Origin of the sequence: Spirillospora sp. CA-108201 (genome assembly GCF_050936235.1) — a bacterium.
Classification (GTDB): domain Bacteria; phylum Actinomycetota; class Actinomycetes; order Streptosporangiales; family Streptosporangiaceae; genus Spirillospora.
Map to the genome: position 1 here is coordinate 4,286,076 of NZ_JBNJNE010000001.1, position 14,579 is coordinate 4,300,654.

Consider the following 14,579-nt stretch of genomic DNA (forward strand, 5'->3'; position numbering starts at 1 on the left):
CCCCCTGCAAGGAGATCCCCGTCATGTCCTGGCGCATAAGATCACTGGCGCTCGCGGCGGCAGTCGCCGTGACCGTCACCGGCTGCTCGGGCGGAGCCGTCCGCAAGACGGCCTCCTCGTCCAGCGCGTTCGTCTACTCGTTCAACCTCAACGTCGTCACCGACTGGGATCCCGCGACCTCGTACTCCAACGAGATCATCGCGATGCAGAACGTCTACGAGTCGCTGACCCGGTACGACACCGAGTCGAAGAAGGTCGAGCCGCGGCTCGCGACCAAGTGGGCCTCGTCCGACGGCGGCAAGAAGTGGACGTTCACCCTGCGGGACGGCGTGAAGTTCCACACCGGCACCGCGCTGACCTCCAGCGTCGCCAAGGCCGCGATCGAGCGGACGATGAAGATGAAGGGCGGCGCCGCCTACATCTGGGACCCGGTGAAGTCGATCGAGACGCCGGACCCGCAGACGCTGGTGTTCGAGCTGAAGTACGCGGCGCCACTGGACCTGGTCTCGTCCTCCGGATACGCCTCCTACATCTACGACACGAAGGCGCCCGGCGGCGGCGACCTGAAGGACTACGTCGCCAAGGGCCACGACACCGGCACCGGCCCCTACACCGTCGCCTCCTGGAACAAGGGGCAGGAGGCCGAGGTCCGGCTGGGCCAGTACAAGGAGTACTGGGGCGGCTGGAAGGGCTCCCACTACACCAGCATCGAGTTCCGCAACACCCCGCAGGTCACCACCGCGTGGCAGCAGTTGCAGGCCGGTGACGTCACCTACGTGCACCGGCTCAACCCGCAGCTGTTCGCCCAGGCGAAGGGGATGAAGAGCCTCAAGACCGACTCGGTGCCGTCGTTCCAGAACCTCATGGCCTTCTTCAACACCGAGGCCGGTCCGCTGAAGGACGTCAAGCTCCGCAAGGCCGTCCAGGCGGCGATCGACTACAACGGCCTCGTGTCGACGCTGAAGGGCTCGGGGACCGCCGCCAGCGGCGTCGTCCCGACCGGGCTGACCGGGGCCACCCCGGGCCTGGCCGGACGCCAGAACACCGCGGAGGCGACGCGGCTGCTGAACGAGGCCGGGTACGGTCCGGGCAAGAAGTCGCTGACGCTCGACCTCACCTACGCGCAGGGCGACGACGACCAGCAGAAGTTCGTGACGCTGCTCAGCTCCGCCCTCAAGGGCCTCAACGTGAAGCTCCAGGCCAAGCCGATGCAGTGGGACGCCCAGTGGGACCGTGCCAAGAGCAAGGACGCGTCGAAGCGCCAGGACCTCTTCGTCATGTACTGGTACCCGGACTACCCGGACGCCTACAGCTGGTTCCTGAACCTGTTCCGCTCGGCCGACCCGGTCAACTTCAACCTCACCTACCTCGACGACTCCGCCGTCGACGGTGAGATCGACAAGCTGCCGGAGCTGACCGCCACGAACCGGACCGCGGCCGAGGCGTCGTACGCGTCGCTGCAGCGCAAGCTCCTGGTCGACCAGGCCGTCGCCGCGCCGCTGTTCGTCCAGCAGTACCAGCGGGCGTACTCGGCGGACGTCGACGGCTACACCGACGACCCGGCGTATCCGAACGTCGTGTTCGCGCACGAGCTCACCCCGGCTGCGTGATATGACCCGCTACCTGCTTCGACGCCTGGCACAGGCCGCGTTCGTCGTGGCCGGTGTCGTGGTGCTCACCTTCGTGGTGATGCGGCTGGTCCCCGGGGACCCGGCGGTGACGTACGCCGGGCCCCGGGCCTCCGCCGCGGAGCTCGCCCGGACCCGCGCGGAGCTCGGCCTGGACGACACGCTGCCCGTCCAGCTCTGGGACTACCTCACCTCCCTGGTCCAGGGCGACTGGGGAATCAGCCTGCACACCCGCCAGGACGTGCTCGGCGACATCTCCACCGCCTTCCCCGCCTCGCTGGAGCTGGTCGGCACCGGGGTGATCATCGCGGTGCTGGTCGGCATCCCGCTCGGGGTGCTCGCCGCCCGGTTCCGGGGCCGGCCGGCCGACGGATCCATCCGGATCACCTCGATGGCGGGCGTGTCGGTGCCGGTCTTCCTGCTGGCGCTCTTCGCGCAGAACGTGTTCGCCACCAAGCTGGGCTGGCTGCCCGTCGCGGGCGAATACGATCCCAAGCTGGACGGCACCAGCCCGCTGCACCTCTACACCAACATCACGGCGGTGGACGCGCTCATCACCGGGAACTGGGCGATCCTCGGCAGCACCCTGTCCCACCTGGTGCTGCCCGCCGCCGCGATCGCCGCGTATCCGACCGGCGTCGTCGCCCAGATGACGCGCGCCGCGCTCATCGAGGAGTCCACGCAGAACCACGCGCGGCTGGAACGGGCGCTCGGGTTCACCCGCTGGCAGGTGCTGACCCGCTTCTCGCTGCGGCCGGCGCTGAGCCCGGTGCTGGCGCTGCTGGCGCTCGTCTTCGCCTTCTCCCTGGTGAACGCCTTCCTGGTGGAGGCCATCTTCAACTGGCCGGGGCTCGGCCGGTACGCCGCCGACTCGATCCGCTCGTCCGACGCCCCCGCCATCGCGGGCGTCACCATCGCGATCGCGTTCACCTACGTCGTCGTCAACCTGCTGGTGGACCTCGCGCAGGCCGCCATCGACCCGCGGGTGAGGATCAGATGACCGCTCTCGACACCCCCACCGCCGCGCCCCTCCGGGACCGGCCCGTGCACCGGGTGATGCGGGCGGCCCGCACCGACCGGCTGGCCGCCGTCGGCGCCGTGGTCCTCGCCCTGATCGTGGTCGCGGCGCTCGCGGCGCCGCTGCTGTCGCCCTTCCCGGGCGACGGGACCGACGCGACCCACCCGGCGCAGGCGCTGCGGGCGCCCGGCGCCGAGCACTGGTTCGGGACGGACGGCGTCGGCCGCGACATGCTCACCCGGGTGCTCTACGGGGCGCGCACCTCGCTGACGATCGCTGTCTCGGTGCTCGCCCTGTCCGCCGTCATCGGCGTGCTGCTCGGCGTCGTCGCCGGCTACGCGGGCGGGATCGTCCGGGACGTGATCATGCGGGTCACCGACGTGTTCCTGGCCTTCCCGGCGCTGCTGCTGTCGGTCGCTCTGGCGCTCGTGCTGCACCCGGGGACGCAGGGGGCGATCATCGCCATCACCGCCTCCTGGTGGCCCTGGTACGCCCGGATGAGCGCGGTCGCCGCGACGTCCATCAGGTCGCGCGGCTTCATCGACGCGGCCCGCTGCCTCGGCGGGTCCCGGACGCGGATCGTGCTGCGGCACGTCCTGCCCAACTCGCTGACCCCGGTCCTGGTCCAGCTGTCCCTGGACGCGGGCGGGGTCATCCTCACCGCGGCGGCGCTGTCCTTCCTCGGCCTCGGGCCGCAGGAGCCCACCGCGGAATGGGGGCTGATGGTCCAGCAGGGGCAGAGCCTGTTCACCACGAACTGGTGGGTGGTGGCCTTCCCCGGCCTGGCCATCGTGATCACGGCGTTCTGCTTCAACGTGCTCGGCGAGGGCCTGCGTGCCGCCCTCGACCCCCGGCGGGAGGTCACCCGATGAAAGCGGTGCTCACTGCGGAGAACCTGCGGGTGCGGGCCGGCGACCTGCTGCTGGCCTCGCTCGACGAGCTGAGCGTCGGCCCCGGCGAGTGCGCCGCGATCGTCGGCGAGAGCGGCTCGGGCAAGACCACCGCGCTGAACGCGATGCTGGGGCTCACCGACGGGCTGCGGGTCAGCGGGAAGATCGTCGTCAACGGCACGGACGTCGTGACGGCGGACGACCGGACGCTGTCGAAGATGCGCGGCTCGGTCATCGCCCTGGTCAGCCAGAGCCCGCAGGCGTCCCTCAACCCCACGATGCGGCTCGGGTCCCTGCTCAAACGGGTCCTCGCCCGGCACGGGCTGCGCGGCGCCGAGGCCCGCGAGCGGACCGAGGAGGCGCTGCGCAGCGTCCTGCTCGACCCCGGGCTGCTGCGCCGGTACCCGCACCAGGTGTCCGGCGGCCAGGCGCAGCGCTTCGCCATCGCGATGGCCGTCGCCCTGCGCGCCGACGTGATCCTCGCCGACGAGCCCACCAGCGCGCTGGACGTCACCGTGCAGGCCGCCGTCCTGGACCTGCTGGCCCGGCTGCGCGACGAGCACGGCATCGCCCTGGTCTTCGTCTCGCACGACCTGGCCGTCGTGTCCGGCATCGCCGACCACGTCGTCGTCATGCGGCAGGGCAGTGTGGTCGAGGCGGGACCGGCCTCCGACGTCCTGCACAGCCCCTCCGCCGCCTACACCCGGGAACTGCTCGACGCGGTCCCCGCGATCGGGGAGTGACCATGCTCAGCGCGGACAACCTCACCGTCAGCTACGACCGGACCCCGGTGGTCCGCGGCGTCTCCCTCACGGTGCCGGAGAACTCCGGCGGGGTCGCCGTCATCGGGGAGAGCGGCTCGGGGAAGACCACCATCGCGCGGGCCCTGCTCGGGCTGGTCAAGCCCGAGCAGGGCCGGGTGCTGTTCCGCGACCGCGACATCGCCAAGCTCGACCGGCCGGGACGGACGCTGTACCGGTCGCAGGTCCAGCCGGTGTTCCAGGACGGCAACGAGGCCCTCGACCCCCGGATGCGCATCGGCGCCTCGATCTCCGAGGCGCTGCGGGTCCGGAGGCGCCGCGCCGGCGGCGAGCCCGCGGGGAAGGACGGGGACCTCCCGTCGGTGACGGAGCTGCTCACCGACGTCGGCCTCGATCCCGACCTCGCCGGGCGCCGTCCCCACCAGCTGTCGGGCGGGCAGCGGCAGCGCGTCGTCATCGCGCGGGCGCTGGCGGTCGACCCGCGGCTGCTCGTCCTGGACGAGCCGACCAGCGCCCTGGACGTCACCGTGCAGGCCCACGTGCTGGACCTGCTGGCGGGGCTGCGGGACGAGCACGGGCTGAGCTACCTGCTGATCACCCACAACCTGGCCATCGTCGACCGGCTCTGCGACACGGTGCACGTCCTGTTCGCCGGGCGGATCGTGGAGTCCGGCCCGATCGGCACCGTGCTCGGCGCCCCGGCGCACCCGTACACCGCCGCGCTGCGCGACGCCGTCCCCCGGCTGGGCGCGGCGCAGCGGACCGCCGGCGCCTCGGACGCGCTGGCCGCCGCGGACGGCTGCCCCTTCCGGCACCGCTGCCCGATCGCGGTCGACCGGTGCGCCACCGAGGATCCGCGGCTGCTGCCGCTCGCCGACGGGCACGGTTCCGCTGCTGTCGAACACAGCGTCGCCTGCCACGAGGCCGTCCCGGCCAAGAACGACGCGGCCGTCCCGGCCAAGAGCGACGGGGCCGCCGCGGCCAAGGACGAGGGCACGCGGTCCGGCGCCGAGCTGTGAAAAAGGGACGGCGGGAGGATGCATCCTCCCGCCGTCATATGAAGACGTGACGCTGGCCGGCGTCACGCTGTCATCGGTTCCACGGTTCGGGGGGCACGGGTTGGCCGGCCCGGCCCCGAACTGTGTTCAGAGGTGCGGGGACGGCGATCCCCGCACCCTGCTCCGCTTCAGAGCGGTGCACGTCCCGCCGTCGGGCGGGCGATGTGCCCCCGCCGCGACCGTGACTAGGACGACGTGGCCGGGGCCTTCTCCTGAGCGAGACGGACCCCCTCCTCCGCCGTCCTGACCGCGGCCTCGGCGGCGTCCTTCTGGGCCTCGGCGGCCTCCGCCTGACCCGTGGCCCGGTCCGCCTCGGCCCGGGTCTTCGCCGCGGTCGCCGTCGCCTTCTTCGCGTCGGCGCGAGCCTTCGCGAGCCTGGCTTCGGCGACCTTGTGTTCGGCCTTGGCAACGGCCTTCTCGCAGTCCCCGTACTCCTGGGTCAGCCTTTCGAGCGTCTCCAGGATGGTGGCGCGCTCGTCCAGAGCGTGCTGCAGGACGGCCTCGGGTGTGGCCGACGACAGCTCGATGAGCGGCGCGTGGCTCCGGTCCCTGAGGCTGAAGCTCATCTGCGCGACCGCCGCCGCGGCCACCGTGATGACGATGACCCCGGCCCACTGGATCGGGATCAGTTGCGTGTCCAGGAAGGCCAGCCCGACGAGCGTGGCGATCAGCGGACTCGCGGTGAGGAACACCGCGTACACGGCGTCGCCCGCGAGCTCCCTCGCCGGCATCTGGATGATGCGGGGCAGCGTGTTGTTCAGCAACCCCACCAGCAGCGCCCACAGGACGATGGGCCAGCTCAGGAAGGCGAAGCCCCCGGTGAGCATGACGATGCCGCCGGCGATCAGGCCGACCGACAGCGTCGACCAGGCGATCACCTTCTCGGTGTAGAACCGGCCCGCGCCCTGGATGAGGCGGTCGGTGACGGGGAGGTACAGGGTCCGCAGGACGCCCGCGCCGAGGGCGCAGATCACGCCGATCAGGTAGCCGCTTCCCGAGGCCGGCCCGTCCCGCTGGACGAGTAGGACGACGCCGACCGCGGCGGCCGCCGCGAAGAGCGTGAGGAGGGCGGCCCGCCCCCTGCTCCCGTGCCTGAACCCCGCGATGACGGGGATGAGGAGCGGGACGGTGTAGTAGATCCCGCCGGCGACGCTGAAGGGGATGATCGCCAGGGCCGCGAACAGCAGCGCCTTGTCGATCCCGATCACCCCGAACGTCAGCAGGGACCAGATCCGCCTGGACCGCGCCGGCATCTCGGTGGTCGGCTCGTCCCCGCCTTTCCAGAAGACGAGGCGGAGCAGGAGCAGGAGACCGCCGAAGGTCGCCTCCAGCGCCGTCGCCTGGTGCACCTGCAGACCGTTCGCGCCGATCAGCCGGTTGTCCAGGAGGGCCTTGCCGGACGCGGAGCTGAACCGGTCCGCGCCTCCGAGCGCGACCCCGAGCCAGGGGTAGCGCCTGCGTTCAGAACTTTGGTTTGTCATTTCTGGAACTCCTCGTGTGAGGTGCGCACAAAGAGAACCGGTAGCGACCCGGCTCCCTTTGTCGCACCGATGAACGGATACGACTCCGTGGAGCCGGGTCGTGCACGACGACCCTCGCGCATGCCGACTCAGCTGCGGAGACCTTCAGGTTGCCGCCCGGTGAACAGGCCCTTACGAAACGCCTGGGACACCTTTCCCGGCGCTAGGCTGCGGGCACGCGCGCCCTCTTTCGACAGCGGCGGCGCCGTCGAAACCCACGCACGGGCACACGAAAACGGCGGGATACCTTCCGAAAGAAATCACGGAGGCTCCCGCCGTTTTCCATCACATCCCGTACTCGGACCATCGCACTCAGGGATGGCGCCGCCCGCCCGAACGGGATCCGCCAGCAGCCGGAACGCCACGATCAGGTGACACTTCCGTATTGGCTATTGACTGCACAACGGATTGCCTACTCACACATCTCACCTCTCTTGCAAGTCGCCGCACTTGCGTTTCCTGAATATTTCGGCACTGTTAAGAGTGTCCGGCGAAGTCGGACCCGTCCGCGGTTCTAGGAGCCGCGGGTGGAAAGTTTCAACCCACAAGGAGGAAAGGGCTCATGCACGTTCAGAGTCCCCTCGAGCAGTGTCATCGATGGCGGTCCCCCGCGATCGACGACGTTGCCGTCATCTCCAACGGTCTGGGCGAGCTCGCTCTCCTCGACCGCCGGGGAAACGTCGTTTCGTGGAACCTGCCGGACGCCGACGGCGTGCCGGTGGCCCACGACCTGTACGACGCACCCTGGAAGACGTCGCTCAGGCTCGGCCTGGACGACAAGGACTTCCAGACCAGCCGCAGGCTGGAGGACATGTCGCACACCCTGGTGTCGACGTGGGCGAACAAGACCGGAACCGCCCGGGAACGGGCGGCGATGGTGGGTTCCCCCAGCTCCTCCGACCACGGCCAGATGGTGCGCCTGCTCACGTGTGAGCGGGGCATCGTCAACGCCGGCCTGGACCTCAACCTGGTCCACGGCTACCGGGGCGAGGAGCCGGTCCGCTGGACCGTCGAACGCCGCAGGCCCGACTACCTGGAGCTCGTGGCGCAGGTAGGGGGCAGGAAGCTGTTCCTCGCCACCAACATGGTGATCGAGCTCGCCGAGGACCAGACGTCCATCACGGGCGGTATGGCCTTGGAGCCCGGGCAGAGCGCCTGGGTCTGGCTGGGGTGGAGCGGCCACGCCTCACCGCGGAACACCGAGGAGGTCGAGCACCTCCTCAAGGAGTCCGACGAGGGGTGGGCCCGCTGGGTCCAGTCCCTCAACATCCCCGACGACGAGTACGCGGCCCTCGTGATGAGGTGCGCCATCTTGCTGCGGGGACTCGGCCACCGTGCCGGATCGTTCTACGCGGCTGCCTCGCGCAGCCTCCCGGAGGACGACCCGGACGAGGTCGGCATGGCGGTCCGCTGCTGGGACTACCTGTTCCACTGGCTCCGCGACGGCGGACTCACCGTGTTCACCCTCGACGACCTGGGAGACCGTGAGGTCCTCCCGGCCCTCGTGCGGTGGTACGACAACCTCCCCGACCTTCGTCCCTCGACGAAGATCATGTACGGCGTCAGGGGAGAGGACGTGGCCCTGCTCGGCGAGCACATCGTCGACGAGCTGGGCTACCGCGGTTCCGTCTTCCGCTACGGCAACGGCGCGGGATCCCAGAGGCAGATCGACTCGCTCGCGTACGAGGCCAAGGCGCGCATGCGTCTGGCCAAGTACGGAACGGTCGACCTGGAGCAGGCTCAGGCTCTGGGCGAACAGGCCGGGGCCGCCAGGTTCCAGCCGTGCTGCGGAGTCTGGGAGGTCCGCCCGACGGACGGCGAGGCCCTCGTCGTCTGGGCCTCGGCCCAGATCCTCAACGCGCAGGCCCTGTGCTCCATCGCCAAGATCTGCAGGATCGCGGGGATGGTGGCCCTGGCCCGCCGGTACGAGGAGATGGCCGCCGAGGTCAAGCAGTGGCTCCTGGACAAGTGCGTCTGGGACGGCGTCATCATGGCCGCTCCCGACCTGCGGGTCCTGGACTCGTCGATCCTCCTGGCCATCCTTGAGTGCCCGGATGTGTTCGACCTCCGGAACTCCGGCGACCGGGAGCTGGTGCGCGCCACGGTGGAGGCGATCGACACCTCCGCCGACGACCCGAACCCCGTCCGGGGCCTCCGGGTCGGCAAGGGGCACGTCCGGTACCACACGGACGTGTTCAACGACGGGATCTCCCTCGACAGGGAGGCGAAGTTCGTCTTCGTCACCGGCCAGGTGGCGCAGGTGTTCCTGCGGCTCGGCGACTTGGAGCGTGCCGACGCCATCATGCGGGAACTCCTGGACGGTCTCAACGACCTGGGGATGTCGCCCGAGGAGCGCACGGTCGACGGCCGTGGGCTGGGCAACGTGAACCAGGCGTACGTGTACCAGGTAGTGATCAACTACTACCTGGAGCGCGCGACCTTCGTGGCGGCGCTCGCTCGCCGCACCGAGGGTCAGGCCGCCTAGGCCCGTCACACCGGTCCGCGCCTTCACCGGCGGGCCGGTCCAACTGAAACCGTCGGACCGGTCCGGGCCTCACGGCCCGGACCGGTCTCGACCAGAACAAAACGGCGACGAACCGGCTCGCGCCCCTCGGGGCGCGGTCGGTGAGACGGTTGCTAAAAGACCGGCCCGTACCCCTCAAGGTGCGGGCCGGTTCTTTTTCCCGGCCGGTTCGAGCCGGGTGAGCGGTTCTGCCCGGGAAAGAGAAACGGCCGGTCTGGCAAGGACCGGCCGTAAAGGTGATGGCCGTCCGGGGTTGCCCCCGGACGACCATCGAGAAGCGGATGGGAGTGGCGCTCCCTTCCGCTCGGTGCTGAGGTCGGAGGCGGCCAGCCTCCGACCCTCGCGTGAGTTCCGGGCCGCACTCGGCTCGGACACTTACGGTTCGTCGGATTCGACGGAGGGCGGCCGACCCTCCATCTCATCCGACTGCACCGAAGTGCCCGCCAGGCGGACGCCACAGTTTCGCCAGATGCGAAGGGAGGGTTGGCCGGCCCTCACCTCGCACCCGACTACGCCGTGACGCCTGCCGAGGCCGACGCTGCGGTTCACCGAGATGCGGAGGAGGGTTGGCCGGCCCTCGCCCCACACTCGGGAGAACCGCGGCATCTGCCGAGGCCGACACCGTGATTCGCCGAACGCGAAGGGAGGGTTGGCCGGCCCTCACCTCGCATCCGCCTAGTCGCGGTGCCGGTTAAGGCCGGAATTCTGGGTGGAAGCCCTACTCGGCGCTCTGGGCGCCGATCGAGCTCCCGGAGGACACCCGCTCGATGCGGTAGTTCCCGTCGGGGTCGGCCTCCACGGCCTCGCCGTCCTGGAACCGGAACTCGCGACCGCCGCACGTGACGGAGCCGCGAGCCATGTGGTCGCCCCTGAAGCTCCCGTCGTTGCCGACGGTCGCTCCGTGGACGCCCTTGCCCTCGATCACGAGGCCGTCGCCGGTCTCGACGGTGAGCCCGCCGGCGAAGCCGAGACGGATCTCTCCGTCCGACGTGCCGACCAGCCCGGTGGCCTCGATGTACTTGACCGACTTGGCGCCGTTGGCCGCGGGGGGCTGTGCCTCCGCGTTCCTGGCGTCGAGTTCGGCCTGGAGCCGCTCGCACTCGGCGTTCGCCTCGCTCAGCTGGGTGTTCACCCCGCTGAGCTTGCCGATCGCCGCGTCACGCGCGCTGTTCGCCGCTTCGACCAGGCGGTTGGCCTGGTCGCGCTCGCCGATCGCGCGCTCGCGCTCGGTGTTCGCCGTCTCGGTCTCGCGCCAGGCGATCCCCAGCTCGGCGTTCTTCTGGCGCAGCATGGTCTCCCACTTGGTACGGGCCGAGGCGTCGAGCCCCGCCCCGAGTGCGGCGAGGACGACCACACCGATGCCGACCCACTGAGCGGAGTCGAGCGTCGGGGGGTTGACCCAGCCGAAGGAGGCCAGCATGAGCGCCGCGAGGGCACCCCACACGGGGGCCGTCGAGGTCAGCATCGCCTGACCGCCCTCGTCCAGCCGGTTGCGCGCCCAGTTCATCCCCAGCACGGGGAGGACCATGACCGTCGCCGGGATCGCCAGGTACAGGATCCACAGCGGCAGCGGCGCGCCCTCGAACTTGTCGGGGGTGGGCAGGGCGTCCTTCCACCCGGCGTAGGCCAGGATCAGGAAGAACGTGATGCCGTTCGCCAGCGTCATGCCGATGTCCCGGTAGCGCTGGCTCAGCTCCTTGTTGGTCTCGGCGTCGAAGGCCTTGGTACCGAAGGCGGTCAGCGCCTTCTGCACCGCGAACATGTGCAGACCGACGACCGCCGCCCACACGAGGCCACCGACCTCGATGTGCCCGCCGCTGCTGAACAGCGCGACGGCGAACACGACGCCACCGAGCAGGACGACCCTCAGGACGAGCTGGTTCCAGTGGCGGTTGACCACGTAGACCGTGACGCCCGCGAGGAGCGTGCCCAGCGTCATGATGGCGGTACGGGGCCCGGTGCCGATGCTGCGATCGGCCTCGGCGATCCCGATGTTGATGCCCAGGCTGGTGATCCCGATCACGACGACGAAGACCCATCGCAGGATCGCCGCGTCGACGGTGAAACCGCCGCCCAGCGACTCGAAGATCCTCGTCCTCTCCTCTCCGCGGGTCCCCATGCTGAGCATCGAGAGCCCGTGCTTGCGGTACGCCCAGGCCGAGTAGGCACCCAGGATGGGCGACCCGACCAGGACGATGAGGGCGGCGCTCGCCAGTGCGACCGTGGCCGACGTGGTGAGGGCGCCTCCCACTCCCTGGGAGAACATGCTGGCGAGCAACACGATGCTCGGCACCAGCACGGCGATCGCCCCCCACCAGCGGGAGGCACCGCGGTTGCTACCAACCGCAGCAGTGTTGATGGACACGAAGGTCCCTCCTTTGTTGCGTACCACCCGGCCCTAGACCGGAGTGGATTTTGATGTCTCGCCTGCCCCTGAGGGGTCGAGGCGAGCCGACTGATGAGTCGGCTCTGTTAACCGTCCCGAAACAGGCCGCGACGGCAACCCGGCGTGTCTCCTTGCGGACCGGAACCGGAGCCTCCCGCGGGGCGGCCGGGCGCGGCTCCTGGCCTCACCGCCCGGTCAGGCGTGGGATGGGTTGCGCCCCTGCGCTGGTCAGGGACGGTCTTGAGCGAGACCCCCGACTCGGCAGGGAACGGGTCTCACCCGGGTGGCGCGCATTACAAGGGCGCCACAAACCAAAGCAGAAGGAGCAAACAGCTCATGCACGCAGATAACAACCACGTGCTCACCTTCGTCACGGAGGAGGGCAAGAAGGCCTGGGAGGCCTTCGCGGAGAACCCCGAGCGGGCCGTCGTCATGCTGGACGGGGACGGGACGATGTGGGACATCGTCAAGTTCCCGACCATGCCGAGCGTCGACGGCCGGTACCGCCCGGTGCTCGACAGGCTCATCGCGCAGACCGGCGCCACGGGCATGCTCACCGGACGTTCGGTCGGGCAGGTCCAGAGCCTCGGCCTCCTCGGCGAGGGCCTGCACGTGCTCGGCCAGTTCGGGTGCGAGTGGTACCACCACGGCCGGCTCACCCAGCCGGTCGAGCGCCCGGCCACGCTGTCCGTGGTCGACGCGAAGCTGTCCGAGGTGCTCACGAGGGCCGGCCTGGCCGACGCGAGCATCGAGGGCGTGAAGTCCCACTTCCGCGCCGTCCACTACGACGTCGGCACGGACCCGGAGATCGTCGCCGGGCTCGTCGCCGGCCTCACGGACCTGGCCGACGACACCGGCCTGGTGTGCCTGCCCGGTCACAACGTGATCGAGCTCGGCCCGAAGGTCAACAAGAGGGAAGCCCTCGCCTGGTTCGTCGCCGCCCTCCCGTGGACCCCCTCGGTGGTCCTCTACGCGGGCGACAGCGAGCCGGACCTGGCGGCCTTCGACGTCCTCGACTCGTTGAGGACCAAGGGCGTGCGCACCCTCAAGGTGGGCACGTCCGACAACGCCGCCGTGAAGGCGCGGTCCGACCTGCTCGTGCACGGCCCCCTGGGGACGCTCACGATGCTGCTCAGGCTGTGCAACATCACGCGGTGACCGCCGTGCCGTAGTCGCTGACTGCGGCGCGACCACCCCCCGTGGCCCCTGGAGCGATCCAGGGGCCACACTTCGTGGGGGCCGCCGACTCCCCTCCCCACCTCTGTTGACGGCGTGGGGCGGCCTCGTACGGTCCTTGGTGAGCGCCCGTGTCCGGTCGGCGCGGTGAGGACAGGGGTGTGCGATGCGGGAGCTGGTTGCCGGGGGGAATCTCGCGCTGCCCGGCGGGGTCGTCTCGATCGAGGTGCCGGGGCCGTTCGACCTGTCCGCGTTGATCACCGGGGACGACCGGAAGGTGAGCGGCGACCAGGACTTCGTGTTCTTCAACCAGCCCTCCGCTCCGGGCGCCCAGCTCGGGGCCGGGGCCGTCATGGTGGATCCGCCGCGGCTGCGGGCCGGGGCCAGCCGGGTCACCGTGGTCATCAGCGCCGCCGAACCCGGGACGCCGCTGAGCCGCCTGCCCGCCCCCGCGCTACGGGCCGTCGGGAGCAACGGCGCGGTCGTGGCCCGGTTCAACCCGCCGCGCCCGGCGACGGAGACGGTCCTGCTGCTCGTGGAGATCTACCGGCGCGGCGACCTTTGGAAGCTGCGCGCCATCGGCCAGGGGTACGCCGACGGCCTGGCCGGGCTCGCCCGCGACTTCGGCGTCGACGTCACCGACGACGGCTCCCAGGCACCGCCTCCTCCCCCGCCCCCGGCCATGCCACCCCGGCCTCCGGCCATGCCGCCCCCGCCCCCGGCCGCGCCACTCCGGCGGCCGGCCACGCCGCCACCACCTCCGCCTCCCCCGCCTCCGCCCGCCGTCTCCCGGCCCGCCCTGCCGCCGGTCTCCGTCCGGCATCTGAACCCCTTCGCACACGAGGTCGCCTCCCGGCGGGCCCGGAACGGGCTTCCGCCCGTCAACCTGGACGGCCGGCTCACCGCGGCCGCGCAGGCGCACGCCGCCGTCATGGCCGCGGAGCGCCGGCTCGACGCCGAAGGACCGGACGGCACGTCGGTCTTCGACCAGGTCGCCATGCACGGCTACGTCTACCTGACCGTCGACGAGCAGTTCGTGTCCGGCCCGCGCTCGCTGGAGGAGTTCACCCGCTACCACCTGGACGGCGGGCAGCCGGTGGACGCCCTGCGCAACGGGGAGTTCTGCGACGTCGGCATCGGCCACGCGGCCGGGAGGGGCCGCGACCGCGACCTCTACTGGACGATCCTGTGGGCGACGCCGTTCACCCCGGCGGGCCTGTCGCGCTTCGCCGCGGAGGTCGTCTCGCTCACCAACGCACACCGCGCCGCCCACGGGCTCCGGCCGCTCGCCGACGACGCGCACCTGACCGCCGCCGCCCAGGCCTACAGCGCGGACATGGTCGCCCGCCGCTTCTACTCCCACACCTCCCCGGAGGGGACGCAGCCCTGGGACCGCGCCCGCGCCGCAGGCTCCACGCACCTCGGCATCGGCGAGAACATCGCCTGCGGCCAGCGCTCCCCCGCCGAGGTCGTCCAGGGCTGGATGGACAGTCCCGGGCACCGCGCCAACATCCTCAAGCCCGACTTCACCCACATCGGGGTCGGCTTCCAGGGCGGCGGCAAGGTGGGCACCTACTGGACGCAGCTCTTCGGCTCCGTGTAAGCGCATCGCATCTCC

At 70.8% G+C, this 14,579-nt stretch carries 10 protein-coding genes; 8 read left to right on the top strand and 2 right to left on the bottom strand.

Translation table 11 applies throughout. The annotated features are described in order from the left end of the window. Positions 1–23 precede the first annotated feature (23 nt). From ACQEU6_RS20835 to ACQEU6_RS20855, 5 genes are read left to right on the top strand one after another with little or no spacing between them, the layout of a single operon-like run. Entirely contained in the window at positions 24–1,610 is a 1,587-nt protein-coding gene (locus tag ACQEU6_RS20835; protein ID WP_499334157.1) for an ABC transporter substrate-binding protein, read from the top strand. A gap of 1 nt (position 1,611) precedes the next feature. Next, a complete protein-coding gene (locus ACQEU6_RS20840; protein ID WP_499334158.1) occupies positions 1,612–2,628 on the top strand; it encodes an ABC transporter permease in 1,017 nt (338 codons plus the stop codon). Then, a complete protein-coding gene (locus ACQEU6_RS20845) occupies positions 2,625–3,518 on the top strand; it encodes an ABC transporter permease (RefSeq protein WP_499334159.1) in 894 nt (297 codons plus the stop codon). Before ACQEU6_RS20840 ends, ACQEU6_RS20845 begins: the two co-directional genes overlap by 4 nt. Then, positions 3,515–4,279, top strand: coding sequence for an ABC transporter ATP-binding protein (locus ACQEU6_RS20850; RefSeq protein ID WP_499334160.1), 765 nt, complete (start codon positions 3,515–3,517; stop codon positions 4,277–4,279). The genes ACQEU6_RS20845 and ACQEU6_RS20850 overlap by 4 nt, the downstream gene beginning before the upstream one ends. Before the next feature lie 2 nt (positions 4,280–4,281). Further along, entirely contained in the window at positions 4,282–5,316 is a 1,035-nt protein-coding gene (locus ACQEU6_RS20855) for an ABC transporter ATP-binding protein (RefSeq protein ID WP_499334161.1), read from the top strand. 224 nt (positions 5,317–5,540) lie between these two features. On the opposite strand, the gene ACQEU6_RS20860 is transcribed toward ACQEU6_RS20855, so the two are convergent. Beyond that, the gene (locus tag ACQEU6_RS20860; RefSeq protein WP_499334163.1) at positions 5,541–6,836 is read right to left on the bottom strand and encodes a DMT family transporter; all 1,296 of its coding nucleotides are present in this window, start codon (positions 6,834–6,836) and stop codon (positions 5,541–5,543) included. Positions 6,837–7,437: 601 nt separating this feature from the next. Here ACQEU6_RS20860 and ACQEU6_RS20865 point away from each other — a divergent pair. Further along, complete coding sequence (locus ACQEU6_RS20865) at positions 7,438–9,360, top strand: glycoside hydrolase family 15 protein (protein ID WP_499334165.1); 1,923 nt, start codon at positions 7,438–7,440, stop codon at positions 9,358–9,360. Positions 9,361–10,117: 757 nt separating this feature from the next. Here the strand turns inward: ACQEU6_RS20865 and ACQEU6_RS20870 are convergent. Beyond that, positions 10,118–11,764: a hypothetical protein gene (locus ACQEU6_RS20870; RefSeq protein ID WP_499334167.1), complete on the bottom strand. Its 1,647-nt coding sequence runs from the start codon at positions 11,762–11,764 to the stop codon at positions 10,118–10,120. A gap of 357 nt (positions 11,765–12,121) precedes the next feature. Here ACQEU6_RS20870 and ACQEU6_RS20875 point away from each other — a divergent pair, with 357 nt between their 5' ends. Further along, a complete protein-coding gene (locus ACQEU6_RS20875) occupies positions 12,122–12,943 on the top strand; it encodes a trehalose-phosphatase (RefSeq protein ID WP_499334169.1) in 822 nt (273 codons plus the stop codon). A gap of 184 nt (positions 12,944–13,127) precedes the next feature. Continuing rightward, complete coding sequence (locus ACQEU6_RS20880; RefSeq protein WP_499334170.1) at positions 13,128–14,564, top strand: CAP domain-containing protein; 1,437 nt, start codon at positions 13,128–13,130, stop codon at positions 14,562–14,564. The last annotated feature ends 15 nt before the right edge of the window (positions 14,565–14,579 follow it).